General features: G+C 72.7%; 18 protein-coding genes. 14 read left to right on the top strand and 4 right to left on the bottom strand.

Features of this window, described 5'->3' with window-relative positions; translation table 11 throughout:
• Positions 1–30: 30 nt before the first annotated feature.
• The 3 genes from ACFY6U_RS45155 to ACFY6U_RS45145 all read right to left on the bottom strand — a co-directional run bounded on the left by ACFY6U_RS45155 (position 31) and on the right by ACFY6U_RS45145 (position 2,731).
• Positions 31–618 carry a TetR/AcrR family transcriptional regulator gene (locus ACFY6U_RS45155; protein WP_390047975.1) on the bottom strand — a complete coding sequence of 196 codons (588 nt, stop codon included), beginning with the start codon at positions 616–618 and terminating at the stop codon, positions 31–33.
• A gap of 70 nt (positions 619–688) precedes the next feature.
• A complete protein-coding gene (locus ACFY6U_RS45150; RefSeq protein WP_390047973.1) occupies positions 689–1,990 on the bottom strand; it encodes an MFS transporter in 1,302 nt (433 codons plus the stop codon).
• 174 nt (positions 1,991–2,164) lie between these two features.
• Positions 2,165–2,731: a hypothetical protein gene (locus tag ACFY6U_RS45145; protein WP_390048151.1), complete on the bottom strand. Its 567-nt coding sequence runs from the start codon at positions 2,729–2,731 to the stop codon at positions 2,165–2,167.
• Between ACFY6U_RS45145 and ACFY6U_RS45140 the strand changes: the two genes are divergently transcribed.
• From ACFY6U_RS45140 to ACFY6U_RS45115, 6 genes are all read left to right on the top strand, one after another.
• A complete protein-coding gene (locus ACFY6U_RS45140) occupies positions 2,692–3,225 on the top strand; it encodes an alpha/beta fold hydrolase (RefSeq protein WP_390048141.1) in 534 nt (177 codons plus the stop codon). The genes ACFY6U_RS45145 and ACFY6U_RS45140 overlap by 40 nt on opposite strands.
• Positions 3,200–3,526: an alpha/beta fold hydrolase gene (locus ACFY6U_RS45135; protein WP_390047971.1), complete on the top strand. Its 327-nt coding sequence runs from the start codon at positions 3,200–3,202 to the stop codon at positions 3,524–3,526. The genes ACFY6U_RS45140 and ACFY6U_RS45135 overlap by 26 nt, the downstream gene beginning before the upstream one ends.
• A 124-nt stretch (positions 3,527–3,650) precedes the next feature.
• On the top strand, positions 3,651–4,616 hold the full coding sequence (locus ACFY6U_RS45130) for a Dyp-type peroxidase (RefSeq protein ID WP_390047969.1): 966 nt from the start codon (positions 3,651–3,653) through the stop codon (positions 4,614–4,616).
• Between the two features lie 61 nt (positions 4,617–4,677).
• Positions 4,678–4,989, top strand: coding sequence for a barstar family protein (locus ACFY6U_RS45125; protein WP_390047968.1), 312 nt, complete (start codon positions 4,678–4,680; stop codon positions 4,987–4,989).
• A 161-nt stretch (positions 4,990–5,150) separates the two neighbouring features.
• Complete coding sequence (locus ACFY6U_RS45120) at positions 5,151–6,593, top strand: GuaB1 family IMP dehydrogenase-related protein (RefSeq protein ID WP_390047966.1); 1,443 nt, start codon at positions 5,151–5,153, stop codon at positions 6,591–6,593.
• A 91-nt stretch (positions 6,594–6,684) separates the two neighbouring features.
• Positions 6,685–7,137 carry an Lrp/AsnC family transcriptional regulator gene (locus tag ACFY6U_RS45115; RefSeq protein WP_046726552.1) on the top strand — a complete coding sequence of 151 codons (453 nt, stop codon included), beginning with the start codon at positions 6,685–6,687 and terminating at the stop codon, positions 7,135–7,137.
• A 172-nt stretch (positions 7,138–7,309) separates the two neighbouring features.
• On the opposite strand, the gene ACFY6U_RS45110 is transcribed toward ACFY6U_RS45115, so the two are convergent.
• Positions 7,310–8,050 carry a GntR family transcriptional regulator gene (locus ACFY6U_RS45110; RefSeq protein ID WP_390047963.1) on the bottom strand — a complete coding sequence of 247 codons (741 nt, stop codon included), beginning with the start codon at positions 8,048–8,050 and terminating at the stop codon, positions 7,310–7,312.
• 239 nt (positions 8,051–8,289) lie between these two features.
• On the opposite strand from ACFY6U_RS45110, the gene ACFY6U_RS45105 reads away from it, so the two are divergent.
• From ACFY6U_RS45105 to ACFY6U_RS45070, 8 genes are all read left to right on the top strand, one after another.
• Positions 8,290–9,450, top strand: coding sequence for an ABC transporter substrate-binding protein (locus ACFY6U_RS45105; RefSeq protein ID WP_390047961.1), 1,161 nt, complete (start codon positions 8,290–8,292; stop codon positions 9,448–9,450).
• Positions 9,447–10,346 (top strand): ABC transporter permease, encoded by a 900-nt coding sequence (locus ACFY6U_RS45100; protein WP_390047959.1) that lies wholly within the window; start codon positions 9,447–9,449, stop codon positions 10,344–10,346. Before ACFY6U_RS45105 ends, ACFY6U_RS45100 begins: the two co-directional genes overlap by 4 nt.
• Positions 10,331–11,149, top strand: a complete 819-nt coding sequence (locus ACFY6U_RS45095; RefSeq protein ID WP_390047957.1) for an ABC transporter permease — start codon at positions 10,331–10,333, stop codon at positions 11,147–11,149. The genes ACFY6U_RS45100 and ACFY6U_RS45095 overlap by 16 nt, the downstream gene beginning before the upstream one ends.
• Positions 11,150–11,155: 6 nt before the next feature.
• Positions 11,156–12,220, top strand: coding sequence for an ABC transporter ATP-binding protein (locus ACFY6U_RS45090; protein WP_390047955.1), 1,065 nt, complete (start codon positions 11,156–11,158; stop codon positions 12,218–12,220).
• A gap of 44 nt (positions 12,221–12,264) precedes the next feature.
• Positions 12,265–13,716 (top strand): HAD-IA family hydrolase, encoded by a 1,452-nt coding sequence (locus ACFY6U_RS45085; protein WP_390047953.1) that lies wholly within the window; start codon positions 12,265–12,267, stop codon positions 13,714–13,716.
• 97 nt (positions 13,717–13,813) lie between these two features.
• Positions 13,814–16,111, top strand: a complete 2,298-nt coding sequence (locus ACFY6U_RS45080; RefSeq protein ID WP_390047951.1) for a nitrate- and nitrite sensing domain-containing protein — start codon at positions 13,814–13,816, stop codon at positions 16,109–16,111.
• The gene (locus ACFY6U_RS45075; RefSeq protein WP_390047949.1) at positions 16,101–16,592 is read left to right on the top strand and encodes a roadblock/LC7 domain-containing protein; all 492 of its coding nucleotides are present in this window, start codon (positions 16,101–16,103) and stop codon (positions 16,590–16,592) included. Before ACFY6U_RS45080 ends, ACFY6U_RS45075 begins: the two co-directional genes overlap by 11 nt.
• A 7-nt stretch (positions 16,593–16,599) precedes the next feature.
• Positions 16,600–16,986: a DUF742 domain-containing protein gene (locus tag ACFY6U_RS45070; protein ID WP_390047947.1), complete on the top strand. Its 387-nt coding sequence runs from the start codon at positions 16,600–16,602 to the stop codon at positions 16,984–16,986.
• The last annotated feature ends 101 nt before the right edge of the window (positions 16,987–17,087 follow it).

The raw sequence follows: 17,087 nt of genomic DNA, 5'->3' as shown, positions 1-17,087 counted from the left end.
GCTGCCGCCGCGCCTGTGTCCGTCAGGTCCTCAGGACCGCTTCGGAAGTGCCGCGTCGATCAGCACGCCGGCCGCCTCCCGGGCGACCGCCCCCGCCGACGGGTCGCGGTCCATCCGGGCGGACACCCCGCCCCCGTCGTACAGCAGGTGGAGCTGATGGGCGAGCGCCTCGGGATCCGGGGCGCCGGCGTCCCGGGCGAGACCGGTGAAGAGCGCGCGGATCCAGGCACGGGCGACGTCGGAGGCCTCCTCGATGGCGCTGCCGTGCTTGGCCTCCGCGCTCGCCGCCACGAAGGCGCAGCCGTGGTAGTTCTGCTGGGCGAGCAGCTCGGCCTGCGCGTCGAAGACCGCCAGCAGCCGGTCGCGTGGGGTGTCGGCGGCGTCGACGGCGTGCAGCAGCCGCTCGGTCAGCCTGGTGTGCCGGGCGTCGAGGTAGGCGCGGATGAGCTGTTCCTTGCCGCCGAAGGTGTTGTACAGCGAGGCCTTGGCGACCCCGGCGTGCTCGATGATCCGGTCGATCCCGACCGTCTGCACGCCCTCCGCGTAGAACAGCTCGTTCGCAGCGGACAGGAGCCGCTCCCGGGCCGTGGGAGCCTTGGCACTCAACGTCTTCGTCATGCCACTCACCTTCTCGACTCTTCGATTCTACGGCTGACCAGACCGGTCTACTCAGTGGTCGGGACGTCGGTCACCGGGACGCGTCCGCGTGCTCGGCGTGGACGGCCGGGGTGCCGCCGGAGGCCACGAGCACACCCGGCGCGCTCTGCGGCTTGCCGCGCAGCAGCAGGGCGGCCAGGGCCAGCAGCGCCAGCGCGATGACCACCGCGCCGTACTCCTCGGAGGTCGGGACCAGCCCGCCGCCGTGCACCACCAGCACACCGGCGAGCACGGAGGGGACCCCCATGCCGAGGTAGGAGACGACGAAGAGCAGGGACAGCACGCCCGAGCTCTCGTGCGGCCTGGTCAGCGGCATCACGGTGCGGATGCCGCCCTGGAAGCCGCTGCCGAACCCGAGGCCGGACACGGCCGTACCGGCGAAGAACAGCGCCGGCACGCCTCGGTCGACGGCCACCAGGGTGAGCGCCACCCCGGCGACCAGCGCGACGATGCCGGTGTACGTCACGGTGGTCGCCGAGGCGCTGCGCAGGGCGAGGACCGAGCTTGCCGCCACGAACGCCAGGACGAAGAGGCCGAGGCCGCCCCAGACGGCGGAGGTGGAGCCGACCAGGGCACGGACCAGGGCCGGGCCGAGAGAGCCGTAGAACCCGGCCAGCGCCCAGACGGCGAACATGACCGGGGCGGTCGCCAGAACGGCACCGCGGACGGTGCGCGGGAGCCTGATCTCGGGCACCAGACTGGCCAGCGCGCCGGGCGCACGGGTGACGGTCTCGTCGATCAGGGCGATGGCGACGGCCTGGGCGACGAACACGGCGAGCAGGCCGAGGTAGATCGTGTGGGTCGGGGCGGGCAGGTACTGCACGACGAATCCGCTGACCAGGGCGCCCGTCGCGGTGCCCAGACCGGGGGCGAAGGCGTTCGCGAGCGTGCCGCGGGAGCGGTTGATGTCCATCATCCCGGCACCGACCGCACCGAGCGCGGCGCCGGTGGACAGGCCCTGCACGACGCGGGCGACGAGCAGTTCACCGACGCCTCCGGCGGTGGAGAACAGCAGCATCGCGGTGGCCTGGGCGGCGATCGCGGTGATCAGGACCGGGCGGCGGCCGACGTGGTCGGACAGCTTGCCGAGGACCAGCAGGCCGGAGAGGACGGCGATCGCGTAGACGCCGAAGACGACCGTGGTGGTGATCGGGGTGAATCCCCATTCGGCTTGGTAGGTCGCGTAGAGCGGCGTGGGCGCGCTGGAGGCGGCGAGGAAGGAGACGACGACGGAGGCGAGCACGTAGAACGCCGCGCGCGGCGGGATCGGCCTGCGCGCTGCCGTCACGCGCTCGGTGCGCTCGGTTCGCTCGTGCGGTGCGAGGTGGTTCATCGGAGATCCTTCGCGGGGACGGTGCGGAAGAGCGTCGGTTCGGAGATGCTCGGTGGGTAGACCTGTCTGTCTACCTGACCTGCTCAACCCCATAGACAGGTCTGTCTATTCCGTCGGGAGGAGGTTTCTTCGCACATTTCCCGGCACGAAGACGTCCGGGCACGAACGACGCGGTCAGGCGGCGGCGCGGGGCTCGCGGAACGCGCGGCGGTACGCGGTGGGTGTGGTGCCGACGGCGTCCCGGAAGCGGGCGCGGAGGTTGGTGCCGCTGCCCAGGCCGCTCCGGGCGGCGATGATGGACGCGATCCGGGCGCCGCGGCGGAAGGCGCGCCGCAGGGCCGCGGTGATCTCGGGGGCCGGTGGCCGCAGGTAGCCGTCGTATCCCGGCACGATGATCGTGTCCGCCCGGGCCGGCGCGGACAGTCCGGCCGTGGCGCCGACCGTGAACCCGGTACTGGTGGTGACGCTGCCGCGGGCCGCGCCGCAGGCCGTCAGCCGGTACGGGGTGCTCGGCCGCGGGTTGAAGATCTGTGTGGGGATGCCCAGGCCGATGGGGAGTACACCCGGCAGCGCGAGGACCGCGACACGATGAGGGACCGTGGCTCGAATATTACGGCCGTAACAAAGCGGTCGGCCGAGCCGTCCCGGCAGGGCAGGGCTGTCCCGAAAGTTGCGTACCGTGGCGGGCGAGCCCGTTTCCGATCGGGGAGCGCCCGACGACGATCGGATCCACGAACGCACACACCCCGATCGGCCGGTACTTCGACGTCCGGGGCGGGCAGGTCCACGGCCACGTCCGCGAGGGCGACGGACCGGCCCTCGTCTTCCTCCACTACTGGGGCGGCTTCCATCGCACCTGGCGGCCGGTCCTCGAACTCCTCGACCCCGCCCGGGCGTTCGTCTCGTACGACCAGCGAGGCTGGGGCGCGTCCGCCGCCACGCCCGGGCCGTACGGCATCGAACGGCTCGCCGACGACGCCCAGCAGGTCGCCGAGCAGCTCGGCCACGACGAGTTCGTGGTCGTCGGCCACTCCATGGGCGGAAAGGTCGCCCAGGTTCTCGGCTCACGGCGCCCGGCGGGGCTCCGGGGCCTGGTGCTCGTCGCACCCGCGCCGCCCGCCCCGGTGGGGGTGACGCCCGAGTTCCAGGAGGCTCTCTCGCGCGCGCGCCTACGACGACGCGGAGGCCGTCGGCCGGAGCATCGACCAGGTGCTGACCGGCCGGCCCCTCGGTGACGCCCTGCGCGGCCAGGTCCTGGAGGACAGCTCCCGCGCGGCGGAGGCGGCCCGCTCGGCCTGGCCGAGGCAGGGGATGGTCGAGGACTTCTCCGGCAGCGTCGGGAAGATCGACGTACCCGTGCTGGTGCTCGCCGGCGGCGCGGACCGGGTCGACCCGCCGCAGGTGCTGCGCGAGCACCTGCTCCCCCTCGTCCCCACCGCGACCCTCGTCGAACTGGACGGGGTGGGCCGCCTGTCCCCGCTGGAGGCACCGGACCTGGTCGCCCGCCACCTCGGGGACTTCCTGTGCGCCCTGTGAGCCGCGACGGGCATGTCTTCCGACAATCTCAACGCCGTTGTATGGAGCGTCTTCGCCGACTCGACGCCGTCAACCCCGAGTATGTGTACGACAGACCGCGTACCGAACGCATCGGGAGGACGAGTTGACCACTGAGCCCCAGTCCGTGCCGGGAGCCGAACCACAGCCGGTGCTCGGTCCGTTGACCACCGCCGCGATCTTCCTGGTGCTCACCGTGCGCCCCGGCGGCGAGGAGACGGCACGGGAGGTGCTGGGCGATCTCCGCGCGCTGCAGCGCAGCTTCGGGTTCGGGTCGCCGGACGCCGCGCTGAGCTGTGTGGCGGGGGTCGGCTCCGCCGCCTGGGACCGCCTGTTCGACCACCCCCGCCCGGCGAACCTGCACGCCTTCCGGCCTCTGGAAGGACCCCGGCACACCGCGGTCGCCACCCCGGGCGACCTCCTCCTGCACATCCGGGCCACCCGGTTCGACCTGTGCTTCGGGCTCGCCGCCGAGATCATGCACCGGCTGCGCGACGCGGTGACCGTCGAGGACGAGGTGCCGGGCTTCAAGTACCTGGACGCGCGCGACCTGCTGGGCTTCGTCGACGGCACCGAGAACCCGGTCGGCGTCGCCGCCCGCAGGGCCGTCCTGATCGGCGCGGAGGACCCCGGCCATGCCGGCGGCAGCTACGTGGTCGTACAGAAGTACCTGCACGACCTCGACGCCTGGAACGCGCTGTCCGTCGAGACGCAGGAGCGGATCATCGGCCGTACGAAGGCCACCAACCTCGAGCTGGAGGGGCCGGCCTCCCACGTGGACCTGAACACGATCACCGGCCCGGACGGCGAGGAACGGCAGATCCTGCGGGACAACATGCCGTTCGGCAGCCCCGGCGGCGGCGAGTTCGGGACCTACTTCATCGGCTACGCCCGGACGCCGGACGTCATCGAGCAGATGCTGCACAACATGTTCCTCGGTACCGAGGACGCCACCCACGACCGGATCCTCGACTTCTCCACCGCGGTCACCGGCACACTCTTCTTCGTGCCGTCCGACGACTTCCTGGACGACCTGCCCGCGCTCCCCGGAGCCGACGGGAGCGGGCGGTGAGACCGATGCCCGCGCACATGGTCGTGGACCGGCTCCGCAACCTCACTCGGACGGTGCTGAGATGACGACGAGCCCGCACCTGGTCACGCTCGACCTCGACGGGGTCGCCGACAAGGCCGGCCTCATGGACCGGATCGCCGCCGCCCTGGACCTGCCCGGCTGGTTCGGGCGCAACTGGGACGCCCTCACCGACAGCCTCCGCGACCCCTCGGTGTGGCCGCCGGAGGCCGTCGACCGCGGGCTCCTGATCGTCGTCACCGGCTGGCGGGGATACGCGCGGACCAGACCGGACGAGTGGGAGACCGCCCGGCGGGTGTTCACCGACGCGTCCGCCGACGAACCCGCGCTGACCGTCGCCCTCGCCCTCCAGTGACCCCGCCGTAGCCCCTGTAGGTTCGTCCAAGCGGGCTCTGACCTGCCTGGATGTTCGTCCCGGGCATGACGTGCCGGTCGGCATGGGAGAATGAAGTACGTGCTTTTCCCTCTGGCCGGCCGGTCCGGGGGTCACCTCTGATCGACTGGGATGTGCGGCACGTGCGTTTCCTCAATGACATCCAGCCCGCGTACGACCTGACGTACGACGACGTCTTCATGGTGCCGAGCCGCTCCGCGGTCGGCTCGCGTCAGGGCGTGGACCTCGGCTCGCCGGACGGCACGGGAACCACCATCCCGCTGGTCGTCGCCAACATGACCGCGATCGCGGGCCGGCGGATGGCCGAGACGGTGGCCCGGCGGGGTGGACTCGTCGTGATCCCGCAGGACATCCCGATCGACGTGGTCACCGATGTCATCACCTGGGTCAAGAGCCGCCACCTGGTCCTGGACACCCCGATCGTGCTGGCCCCGCACCAGACCGTCGCCGACGCGCTGGCCCTGCTGCCGAAGCGGGCGCACAACGCCGGCGTCGTCGTCGACGAGGACGGCCGCCCCGTCGGCGTCGTCACCGACCGGGACCTCACCGGCGTCGACCGGTTCACCCAGCTCGCCGAGGTCATGTCCCGCGACCTGCTGCTCCTGGACGCGGACATCGACCCCCGCGAGGCCTTCAACAAGCTCGACGGCGCCAACCGCCGCTACGCCCCGGCGGTCGACCGGGACGGCAAGCTGGCCGGCATCCTCACCCGCAAGGGCGCCCTGCGCGCCACGCTGTACACCCCGGCGACCGACGCGCACGGCAGCCTGCGCATCGCCGCCGCCGTCGGCATCAACGGGGACTTCGCGGACAAGGCCAAGCAGCTGCTCGACGCGGGCGTCGACACGCTCGTCATCGACACCGCGCACGGCCACCAGGAGTCGATGATCAACGCGATCAAGCTGGTCCGAGGCCTGGACCCGCGGATCCCGATCGCGGCCGGCAACATCGTCTCCGCGGAGGGGGTCAAGGACCTCGTCGACGCGGGCGCGGACATCGTCAAGGTCGGCGTGGGCCCCGGCGCCATGTGCACCACCCGCATGATGACCGGCGTCGGCCGGCCGCAGTTCTCGGCGGTCCTGGAGTGCGCCGCCGAGGCGCGGAAGTACGGCAAGCACGTGTGGGCCGACGGCGGTGTCCGGCACCCGCGTGACGTCGCCATGGCGCTGGCCGCCGGGGCGTCCAACGTGATGATCGGCTCCTGGTTCGCGGGCACCTACGAGTCCCCCGGCGACCTCCAGCAGGACGCCGACGGGCGGCTGTACAAGGAGTCGTTCGGCATGGCCTCCGCGCGGGCGGTACGCAACCGCACGTCGGAGGAGTCGGCCTACGACCGGGCCCGCAAGGCGCTCTTCGAGGAGGGCATCTCCACGTCCCGGATGTTCCTCGACCCGGCCCGGCCGGGCGTGGAGGACCTGATCGACTCGATCATCGCGGGTGTGCGGTCGTCGTGCACGTACGCCGGTGCGGGGTCGCTGGAGGAGTTCGCCGAGAAGGCGATCGTGGGGATCCAGAGCGCGGCGGGTTACGCGGAGGGCAAGCCGCTGCACGCCAGCTGGAGCTAGCCGCTTCACGGTTCGCCGCCGGGCTCGTGTTCTACTTCGGGTACGGCTGCCGCCGGTCCCGTCCTGCACCATCCGAAGGCTGAACGACCCCTTGCTGAACGATCTCGACGAACGCATCGTGCACGCCCTCGCCGAGGACGCCCGCCGCTCCTACGCGGACATCGGGCAACTGGTCGGCCTGTCCGCACCTGCCGTCAAACGGCGGGTGGACCGGCTGCGCGCCACCGGGGCGATCACCGGATTCACCGTACGGGTCGACCCGGCGGCCCTCGGCTGGGAGACCGAGGGGTTCGTCGAGATCTACTGCCGGCGCAACACGTCCCCGGAGACCATCCAGCGGGGCCTGGAGCGCTACCAGGAGGTGGTGGCCGCCTCGACGGTCACCGGTGAGGCCGACGCGGTCGTGCAGGTCTTCGCCTCCGACATGCGGCACTTCGAGAGGGTGCTCGAGCGGATCGCGGGGGAGCCGTTCGTGGAGCGCACCAAGTCGGTGCTGGTGCTGTCGCCGCTGCTGCGCCGCTTCTCGTCGGGTGCGCCCGGGTGAGAGTGACGGGGAGGGGGTGCGGTCGTGCGCCGGGTGCGGGTGATTCGTGGCTGGTCGCGCAGTTCCCCGCGCCCCTTCAGGGCGCGGTTCCGCCGCCGACCCAAGGGCGCGGGGAACTGCGCGAACAACCCCCACCGGCCCGCACCCGGCGCACGACCGCACCGCCCGCCTCCTACTCCGCGGTCTTCCTCGCCAACGCGTTGTTCCCGATGGAGTTGTGCACACTGAAGCTCACCGCGTCCGACCGGTAGCGGTCGTCGGACCACTCCACCGGCCGCCCCTCCCGCGTCGTCGTCACCCGCCGCACCCGCAGCAGCGGGCTCGTCCGGCGGATGCCGAGCAGCTCGGCATCCTGCGCACCCGCCGCCACCGCGTCTATGACGTGCTCGCCGTAGGCGAAGACCAACCCCTTGTCCTCGTACAGGCGTTGCGTGACCGAAGGGCAGTCCGGCTCTATCGCCTCGACCGCCGGAGAGATCCAGTCCGCGTAGACCGTGCGCTCCAGCAACACCGGCTCGCCGTCCAGCCCACGTACCCGCAGCACATGCAACACGGGCGTACCCAAGGCCAGTTGGAGGCGTACGGCGTCCTCCTGTGTGGCCGGCCGGTACTCCTGGGACACCACGTGTCCCGTCGCCTCGCGGCCCATCGCCTTCGCCCACTGCGCGAAGCTGCGCAGCTCCGCGAAGCTCTGGCTGCGGCGGCTGGCGAGGACCACCCGGCGGGCGCCCTGACGGGAGCCGATCAGCCCCTCGGCGGTGAGCGCGGCGACCGCCTGGCGGACCGTGCCGCGGGAGACGCCGTACTCCGCGGCGAGCTCCGTCTCCGAGGGCAGCCGGCTGCCGACGGTGTACTCCTCGCGGTCGATGGCGCGCCGCAGCTCGTCGGCGATCTCCTCGTGTCGCGCCGTCATGCTTCCCCTCTGAGTAGACCGCTGTGCACAGCGTGACCAGCCTAATCGACGTTCCCAGGTGAGTCGTGTCAGCCCGCACCCGGCCTGGATTGTGCAGGGAATCAGGGGCTGGAGTTTCGTCGCCGTTCATGAAGGGGAAACCCACGGCGGGCGTACTAGGGCCAACTTGTTCAGACAAGTTCGCTCGGCGCCGCCACCACTAGCGCCACCCACCCTCGTGCGTACTCCCTGGAGAGACCGTGACCGTGTCCCTGCCGAGAACCGCCCTCCTCGGCGGCTCCCTCGCCGCCGTAGCCGCGCTTGCCCTCAGCGCCTGTGGCGCCGCCCCCGACAACGCGTCGTCCACCACCTCCGACGGCAAGAACGCCGCCACCGCCACCTCCGCCGCCGACCTCGGCGGCATGGACAAGCTGGTCGCCGCCGCCAAGAAGGAGGGCGCGCTGCACATCATCGCCGTGCCCCGCGACTGGGCGAACTACGGCGCCATCATCGACGGCTTCCAGAAGAAGTACGGCATCAAGATCGAGGACGAGAGCCCCGACGGCTCCAGCCAGGACGAGATCAACGCCGTGACCTCGCGCAAGGGCCAGGACCGGGCGCCCGACGTCCTCGACCTCGGCTCGTCGTTCGCGCTCAGCGCCGCCCAGCAGGGGCTGCTCGCGCCGTACAAGGTCACCTCGTACGACGACATCCCCACCGGGCAGAAGGACCCGCAGGCCCGCTGGTACAACGACTACGGCGGCTACATCTCCATCGGCTGCGACGCGAAGCGGGTCAAGACCTGCCCGACCACCTTCGCCGACCTGCTCAAGCCGCAGTACAAGGGCCAGGTCGCCCTCAACGGCAACCCGACCAAGTCCGGTTCGGCCTTCGGCGGCGTGTACGCGGCCGCGCTCGCCGACAAGGGCTCCTTCGACGACATCCAGCCCGGCCTCGACTTCTTCGCCAAGCTGAAGAAGAACGGCAACTACACGCCCGTCGAGTCCACCCCGGCCACCGTCGAGAAGGGCGAGACGCCCATCTCCATCGACTGGGACTACCTGAACGCCGGTTACGCCGACGAGTTCAAGTCCAAGGGCGTGGACTGGAAGGTGTCGATCCCGAGCGACGGCCAGTACGCCCAGTACTACTCCCAGGCCATCAACAAGGACGCCCCGCACCCGGCGGCCGCCCGCCTGTGGCAGGAGTACCTGTACAGCACCGAGGGCCAGAACCTGTGGCTCAAGGGCTACGCCCGCCCGGTCCTGATGTCCGCCATGGAGAAGGCCGGCACGCTGGACAAGACCGCCGCCGCCAAGCTCCCCGCGGTCACCGGCGCGCCCACCTTCCCGACCGAGGCCCAGCAGGACAAGGCCAAGACGGTCCTCTCCACGGGCTGGTCGAAGGCCGTCTCCGGATGACGGCCACGCTCACGCGGGCCGATGTGGCGTCCGCCGCTTCCCAGAAGCGGCGGCGCCGTGCCCCCGGCTGGCTCGCCGTCGTCCCGCTCCTCGCCTTCACGGCCGTCGCCTTCGGACTGCCGGCCGTCGCCATGCTGAACGGCGCCTTCACGGTCAAGGACCCGGCCAGCGGGGTGAGTTCCTACACCGCGCGGAACCTCGGCGATTCGCTGCAGGGGCCGTACCTCACCGCCCTCGTCGGCAGCGTCAAGCTGTCCGCGCTCTCCGCCCTCATCGCCGCCGTCCTCGGGCTGCCGCTCGCGCAGGCCGTCGTCAGCTCGCGCTCCCGGGCGCTGCGCGAGGCCGTGCTCACCGCCTCCGGGGTGCTCGCCAACTTCGGTGGCGTGCCGCTGGCGTTCGCGTTCGTCGCGACCCTCGGCAACGCCGGTGTGCTCACCGTGCACCTGCACCTCGCGGACCACGGCTGGGACCTGTACAGCTTCTGGGGGCTCGTACTGGTCTACCTGTACTTCCTGATCCCGCTGATGGTCCTCACCATCACCCCGGCCCTCGACGGACTGCGCACCCAGTGGCGGGAGGCCGCGCTCAACAACGGTGCCACCGGCGTGCAGTACTGGCGGTTCGTGGCCCTGCCCGTGCTCGCGCCCTCGCTGCTCGGCGGGCTCGTGCTGCTCTTTGGCAGCGCCTTCGCCGCCTACGCCACCGCCGCCGCCATGGTCGGCAGCGCGGTCCCGTTGGTCACCCTCCAGATCGCCGACGCCCTCTCCGGCAACGTCCTGGTCGGCCAGGAGAACGTGGCCCTCGCCCTGAGCCTGGACATGGTGCTGGTGGCGGGCGTGGTGATGGCCGTGTACCTGCCCCTGCAACGACGGAGCGCCCGATGGCTCGACGCCTGACCCCCTGGCGCTGGGCCGTCCTAGGCCTTGCCGCCCTCTACTTCCTGGTCCCGCTGGGCGCCTCCGTCGTCTTCACGGTCGACGTGCCCGGCCAGGGCGTCACCTTCGACGCCTACACGCAGATCCTGTCCGCCGACGGGTTCACCTCCAGCCTGCTGCTCTCGCTGGAGCTGGCCGTCGCCACCATCGCCGTCGTACTGCTGCTGATGGTGCCCGCCGTGGTCGCCCTGCGGCTCAGCGCGCCCAAGCTGCGGCCCGTCGTCGAGATCGTCTGCTCGCTGCCGCTGGTGGTGCCGCCGATCGCGTTCGTCGCCGGCATCGCGAGCGTGCTCAAGTGGGGGCCGGACCACCTCTCCCGGACCCCGCTGTTCGAGACGTTCGTCGCCATCCAGAACCCGAGCTTCCCGGTCGTCCTGGTCCTCGCCTACGTCGTGATGGCGCTGCCCTTCGTCTACCGGGCACTGGACGCCGGGCTGCGCGCGATCGACGTGCGCACCCTCGTCGAGGCCGCCCGCAGCTGCGGTGCCAACTGGCCGCAGGCGCTCGTGCGGGCCGTGCTGCCCAACCTGCGCGGGGCGCTGCTCAACGCGGCCTTCCTCACGCTGGCGCTGGTGCTCGGCGAGTTCACCGTGGCCCGGCTGCTCGGCTTCGAGCCGTTCGCCGTGTGGATCTACAACGTCGGCGGCTCGCAGGCCCAGATGTCCGTCGCCGTCTCCGTGCTCAGTCTCCTGGTGACCTGGGCCCTGCTCCTCGCGCTCGCCGGTGCCGGCGGCCGTGACCGAACCGCTTCCTCCCGGGGATGACACACCATGACCACCGCCACCCTTGAGAAGGCCGCGACCGTCGAATTCCGGTCGCTGCGGCGCGAGTTCGGCGCCACCGTCGCCCTCGACGGACTCGACCTGACCGTGCAGCCGGGAGAGTTCCTGGCCCTGCTCGGCCCGTCCGGCTGCGGCAAGACCACCGCGCTGCGCATGCTCGCCGGCTTCGAACACCCCGACTCCGGCGCCGTGCTCGTGGACGGTGAGGACGTCACCCGGGTTCCGGCCCACCGCCGGGACGCCGGGATGGTCTTCCAGTCGTACAGCCTCTTCCCGCACCTGAACGCCGTCGACAACGTGGCCTTCGGGCTGCGGATGCGCAAGGTGCGTACGAGTGAACGGCGGGCGCGGGCCGCCGAGTTGCTGGAGCTCGTCGGGCTCGGCGACAAGGGGGAGCGGTTCCCGCACCAGCTCTCCGGCGGCCAGCAGCAGCGCATCGCCCTGGCCCGCGCTCTCGCCCTGCGGCCCCGGGTGCTCCTCCTCGACGAGCCGCTGTCGGCGCTGGACGCCAAGGTCCGGCTGTCGCTCCGCGAGGAGATCCGCCGGCTCCAGCAGGAACTCGGCATCACCACCCTGTTCGTGACGCACGACCAGGAGGAGGCGCTGTCCGTAGCCGACCGGGTCGCCGTGATGCGCGCCGGGCGGCTCGAACAGTGCGCCGAGCCCGCCGAGTTGTACGGCCGTCCGGCCACCGCCTTCGTCGCCGAGTTCGTCGGCACGATGAGCCGGATCCCGGGGACGGTCAAGGACGACACCGTCGAGGTGCTCGGGCAGCGGCTGCCGGTCGACGGGCAGGCACCGGGCGCGGGCGAGGTCGACGTGCTCGTGCGGCCCGAGGCGGTCCGGGTGCGCGCGGACGGCGCCGGTACGGCCACCGTCGTCGCCACCGCCTTCCTGGGCGCGGTCGTCCGGGTCACCGTACGGCTCGCCGACGGCACCGAGGCCAAGGCCGACCTGCCCGCCCACGAGGCCGCCGAGCTGGGGGCCGGATCCGCCGTGAGCGTGTCGCTGCCCGAGCGGCCGGTGCTCGTGGCGCCACGCGTCCAGAAGTAACGCTTCCCGAAGTCCCGCCCCCCCACGTGAGGAATGACAACAACGTGACCCCCCACCCACGACTCCCGCTCCAGGCCGCCCTGTTCGACATGGACGGCACGCTCGTCGACACCGAGCGACTGTGGTGGGAGGCGGTGGAACAGGTCGCCGGGCGGCCGCTCACCGAGGCCGACGAGCCGGAGGTGCTCGGCCGGCCGGTGGAGTACACCGCCGGCTGGCTCGCCGCCGCCACGGGCCGGTCGGCCGCGGAGCTCGCGGCCGGGCTGCACCGGGAGTTCGCGGACCGCGTCCGCACCGGCATCGTGCCCCGCCCCGGCGCCCTCGACCTGCTGGACGCGCTGGCAGCGGCCGGCGTCCCCACCGCCCTGGTCACCGCGTCCCCACGCGCGGTCGCCGACCTCGTGCTCGACGCCCTCGGCCCCCGGCGGTTCGCCGTCTCCGTCACCGCCGACGACACCGGCCGCACCAAGCCCGCCCCCGACCCGTACCTCGCCGCCTGTCGCGCCCTCGGCGTCGACCCGGCCGCCTGCGTGGCCGTCGAGGACACCGAGACCGGGGTCGCCTCCGCCGAGGCCGCCGGATGCGCCGTGCTGGCCGTGCCCTCGCTCGCCCCGATCGGCGGCGCGCCCGGCCGGACCGTGCGTGACACGCTGGTCGGGATCACCCCGAAGGAGCTGAGCGACATGGCCGTACCGGAACTCCGGGTGATGTCCTGGAACCTGTGGCTCGGCGGCAGCCGGATCGACGACCACCGGGCCAAGCAGCTCAAGGCCGTCATGGACGCGGGCGCGGACGTCGTCGGCCTCCAGGAGACCGGCGGGACCAGCGCCCGCGAACTCGCCGAGGCCCTCGGCTGGCACCACCACACGGCGGGCGAGAACCTCGGGATCATCAGCCGCTTCCCGGTCACCGCCCGCCTCGGTGACCCGGACGTCGGCTTCTACGGCGCCGCCGGGGTGCGGATCGCCGTCCGCCCCGGCCGCGAGGTCGAGATCTGGACCGCGCACCTGCACTACACGCCGTACGGGCCCTACGAGTTCCACTTCGACGGGCTCGGCGCCGACCAGCTGATCGCCCACGAGGAGGTCCGGCTCGGGCAGATGCGGGAGACCCTGCGGCGGATCGGGGACACAGACGTACCCGTGGTGCTCGTCGGGGACTTCAACTGCCCGTCCCACCTGGACTGGCCGGCGGTCCAGTGGCCGGTGACCAAGGCCGCGGAGGAGGCCGGGTTCCGCGACTCCTACCGCGAGGCGCACCCGGACCCGGCAGCGGCCCCCGGCCACACCTGGTCGCCGATCCACCCCGTCCACGAGGACGGCAGCGGGCGGCCCGAACCGCAGGACCGGATCGACTACGTGCTGCACAGGGGGCTGCGCGTGCTCGACTCCCGGACCTGGGTCACCGGCACCCCGGCGCCCTGGCCCGACGTGGCGGGCAACGACTGGCCCTCCGACCACGCGGCCGTCGTCACCGCGTTCGCCGTCGAGCCGTAACCAGGGGTTACCCGGGGCAACCATTGCGGTCGGGGTGACGATCCCGTAAGTTGTGCGGGCCTCCCCCCTACTCACTGGTAACACCGGTAGGTAACCCATGCGCTGGCCCGGCCGCCCCACCACCGTCCGCACGCGGATCGTGGCGCTCGCGCTCGCCCCGGTCGTCGCGCTGACGGCCCTGTGGAGCTTCGCCATGGTGTCCGTCACCGGCGAACTGCGCGCGCTGATCCGGGTCCAGGGGGTGTACGACGACTTCGGCACCCCCGTCGACAGCGCCGTCGGGCAGATCCAGATCGAACGGCGGCTGTCGGCGGCCTACCTGGGCGCCCCTCTGGACACGGCGACCGCCGCCGACCTGCTCGCCCAGCAGCGGCGCACCGACCGGGCGGTGGGCGCCATGCGCGACGCGATCCGGGACGGCGACCGCGGGCGCCTCAGCGACCGGCAGCGCGAGGCGCTCGACACGATGGTCACCGCCACCGGCGGGCTGGAGAGGCTGCGCGGGCAGGTGCTGTCCCGGAAGATCTCCTGGGACAGCGCCGTCACCGGGTACAGCGCCCTCGTGGAGCCCGGCTTCGACGTCGAGTCCGCCCTCACCGCGCTCCAGGCCGGACAGCTGGCCCGGGAGTCCCAGGTCGTCGTCGAGCTGGTGCGGGTACGCGAGTTCGTCTCGCGCGAGGACGCCCTGGTCGCCGGGGCGCGGGCCGCCGGACGGCTCACCGACGCGCAGTACGACGACCTCACCGCGACCATCGAGGACCGGCGGGTCTTCCAGCGGACCTACGTCCCCGACCTGCCGTCGGACTCGCGGGAACTGTTCGAGACGTTCCAGCGCGGCCAGCTGTACCGCTCGCTGGTGCGCGGCGAGGACGCGCTGCTGAGGGCGGGTGCGGACCGGGCCGGTGCGGCCGTCGCCGCGGACACCTGGCGGTCGACCACCGACCGGGCCGTCAAGCAGTACATGCTGCTGTGCACGCACTCCGCCGAGAACTCCGCCGCCCGCGGACGCGCCTTCGCCTACCGGGAGTTGGTCAAGGCGGCCGTCGTCGGCGCGGCCGGGCTCGCGGCGGTGGTCCTGTCGCTGTGGTTCGCGGTGCGCGGGGCGCGCCGCATCTCGCGCCGCCTGGAGATCCTGCGGGACGCGGCCGACCTGCTGACCGCACGCCAACTGCCCGCCCTCATGAAGCGGTTGAGCGCCGGTGAGGACGTGGACGCGGTCACCGAGGCGCCGCCGCTGGCCGCCGGGGAGGCCGGGGACGACGAGATCGGGGACGTCGGCCGGTCGTTCAACCGGGCGCGGCTGGCCGCCGTAGAGGCCGCGATCAGGCAGGCCACGCTGCGGCGGGGCCTGTTCGCGGTCCTCCTCAACATCGCCCGCCGCAACCAGGCGCTCGTCCACCGCCAGCTGAAACTCGTCGACACGCTGGAACGGCGCACCGACGACCCGGCCGTCCTGGGCGAGCTGTTCCGCATCGACCACCTCACCACCCGGATGCGCCGGCACGCGGAGAGCCTGATCATCCTCTCCGGCGCGACCCCCGGGCGGCGCTGGCGGCGGCCCGTGCCGATCGCCGACGTGGTGTCCTCGGCGGTCGGCGAGATCGAGGACTACCCGCGGGTCGTGGTGCCGCCGATGCCCGAGGTGGGCGTGGCCGCGGACGCCGTCGCCGATGTCGTGCACCTGCTCGCCGAGCTTTTGGAGAACGCCACGGTGTTCTCGCCGCCGCACACCCAGGTGACCCTGCGCACCGGCCGGGTCGGCCACGGCTTCACCCTGGAGATCGACGACCGGGGCCTCGGCCTCGACGCGGACCAGCTCTCCGGGGCCCGCCGCACCCTCACCGACCCCGACGCCTTCGACCCGACCCGCCACGACCGCCTCGGCCTCTACGTCGTGGGCCGCCTGGCCGCCCGGCACGGCATCGAGGTGACCCTCCGGGAGTCGCCGTACGGGGGGACGACGGCGGTGGTGCTGCTGCCGGGGACGGTGCTGGCCGAAGTGGAGCCGGAGGGCGGCCGACGGGACGGGGAGCGAGCAGGACGGCCGGCGCCGGGGGAGGAGCACGGACGGCCCGCGTCGGGGGAGGAACGCGGACGCCGGCCCACGTCGGAGGTCGGTGTGCTCGCGCCGTCCGGGCCGGGACGGTCCGGGACCCCGGCTCCCGGCACGGACCCGCCCCCGGCCCTGCCCACCCGCACCCGCCAGGCCTCCCTCGCCCCCGAGCTGCGCGCGGAGCGGGCTCCCGGCGAGGCGCGTGACCTGGACGCCGACGAGATGCGGGCGGTCTTCGGAGCCTTCCAGCGCGGCCTGGACCGGGGGCGCAGAGGACTGCCGACCGGCCCCGAGGAGCCGGACCACACCGAGGAAGGGACCCGAGCCGACGATGACCAGTGACGACCAGCCCCAGCCGCCCGGCCCGGCCATCGCCCCGGACCCGGCCGCCGTCCCCGGCTCACAGCCCCCGGCCGGCCAGGAGCCCGCCGCCCGGCCCGGCAGCGACCTCGGCTGGCTGCTCGACGATCTCGTCGCCCGGACCGATCACGTCCGGCAGGCCGTGCTGCTCACCGCGGACGGGCTGCCGCTCAGCCACTCCGAGGGGATGCGGCGGCGGGACATCGAACACCTCGCGGCCGTCTGCTCCGGGTTCCACAGCCTGGCCCGCTCGGCGGGGGACCGGTTCGGCGCCGGCGAGGTGCGGCAGACCATGGTGATGCTCGACGACGCCTACCTCTTCGTCACCCCGGCAGGGCACGGCAGCCGGCTCGCCGTCCTCAGCGACGTCCGCACCGACGTCGGCCAGCTGGCCCACGAGATGGCACTGCTCGTCCGCCGCCTCGGCCGGCACCTCGACGCCGCCGCACGCTCCACCCCCTGATCCTCCGGTGAGCGACGAGCACTGGTACGAGGACGAGACCGGCTCCCTGGTCCGCCCCTACACCGTGACCCGGGGTCGTACCGAGCCCTCCGGCAAGCACACCATCGATCTGATGTCCCAGGTCACGGCCGTGGACAGGGGTGAGGACGCGGACCGGCCGGAGGTCGACCATGCCCGCGCCGCGCTGCTCGCCCTGGTGCGCCGCGGGGGCCGCCCCGTCGTCGAGCTCGCCGCGGACGCCGACCTGCCGCTCACGGTCGTACGCGTGCTGCTCGCCGATCTCGCCGAGGCGGGCCTGGTCCGCATCCGGGAGCCGCGCCGGGTGGAACCGACGGGTCCCGCCGCCGACCCCGAGCTGCTCAAGGTGATCGTGGAGCGGCTGCGGGAGCTGTGACCCCGCGCAACGAATCGCCACCGGACCCCCGTCCCACGCAACGAACCGCGCGGCAACGCGCAACAGCTCCGCCTTGTCCGGTCCGGCCCGCCGACCGTACG

The organism is Streptomyces sp. NPDC013157, from assembly GCF_042899865.1.
In the GTDB taxonomy this organism is placed as follows: domain Bacteria; phylum Actinomycetota; class Actinomycetes; order Streptomycetales; family Streptomycetaceae; genus Streptomyces.
Note: the sequence above shows the minus strand (reverse complement) of the source record. Positions and strands in the feature narration are given on the sequence as shown.

What these genes read in the sequence shown, in the direction of transcription:
- ACFY6U_RS45155 (WP_390047975.1), bottom strand. Translation starts at nt 618, where the DNA reads ATGACGAAGACGTTGAGTGCCAAGGCTCCCACGGCCCGGGAGCGGCTC.
- ACFY6U_RS45150 (WP_390047973.1), bottom strand. Translation starts at nt 1,990, where the DNA reads ATGAACCACCTCGCACCGCACGAGCGAACCGAGCGCACCGAGCGCGTG.
- ACFY6U_RS45125 (WP_390047968.1), top strand. Translation starts at nt 4,678, where the DNA reads ATGACGACGAGCCCGCACCTGGTCACGCTCGACCTCGACGGGGTCGCC.
- ACFY6U_RS45110 (WP_390047963.1), bottom strand. Translation starts at nt 8,050, where the DNA reads ATGACGGCGCGACACGAGGAGATCGCCGACGAGCTGCGGCGCGCCATC.
- ACFY6U_RS45100 (WP_390047959.1), top strand. Translation starts at nt 9,447, where the DNA reads ATGACGGCCACGCTCACGCGGGCCGATGTGGCGTCCGCCGCTTCCCAG.
- ACFY6U_RS45095 (WP_390047957.1), top strand. Translation starts at nt 10,331, where the DNA reads ATGGCTCGACGCCTGACCCCCTGGCGCTGGGCCGTCCTAGGCCTTGCC.
- ACFY6U_RS45090 (WP_390047955.1), top strand. Translation starts at nt 11,156, where the DNA reads ATGACCACCGCCACCCTTGAGAAGGCCGCGACCGTCGAATTCCGGTCG.
- ACFY6U_RS45080 (WP_390047951.1), top strand. Translation starts at nt 13,814, where the DNA reads ATGCGCTGGCCCGGCCGCCCCACCACCGTCCGCACGCGGATCGTGGCG.
- ACFY6U_RS45075 (WP_390047949.1), top strand. Translation starts at nt 16,101, where the DNA reads ATGACCAGTGACGACCAGCCCCAGCCGCCCGGCCCGGCCATCGCCCCG.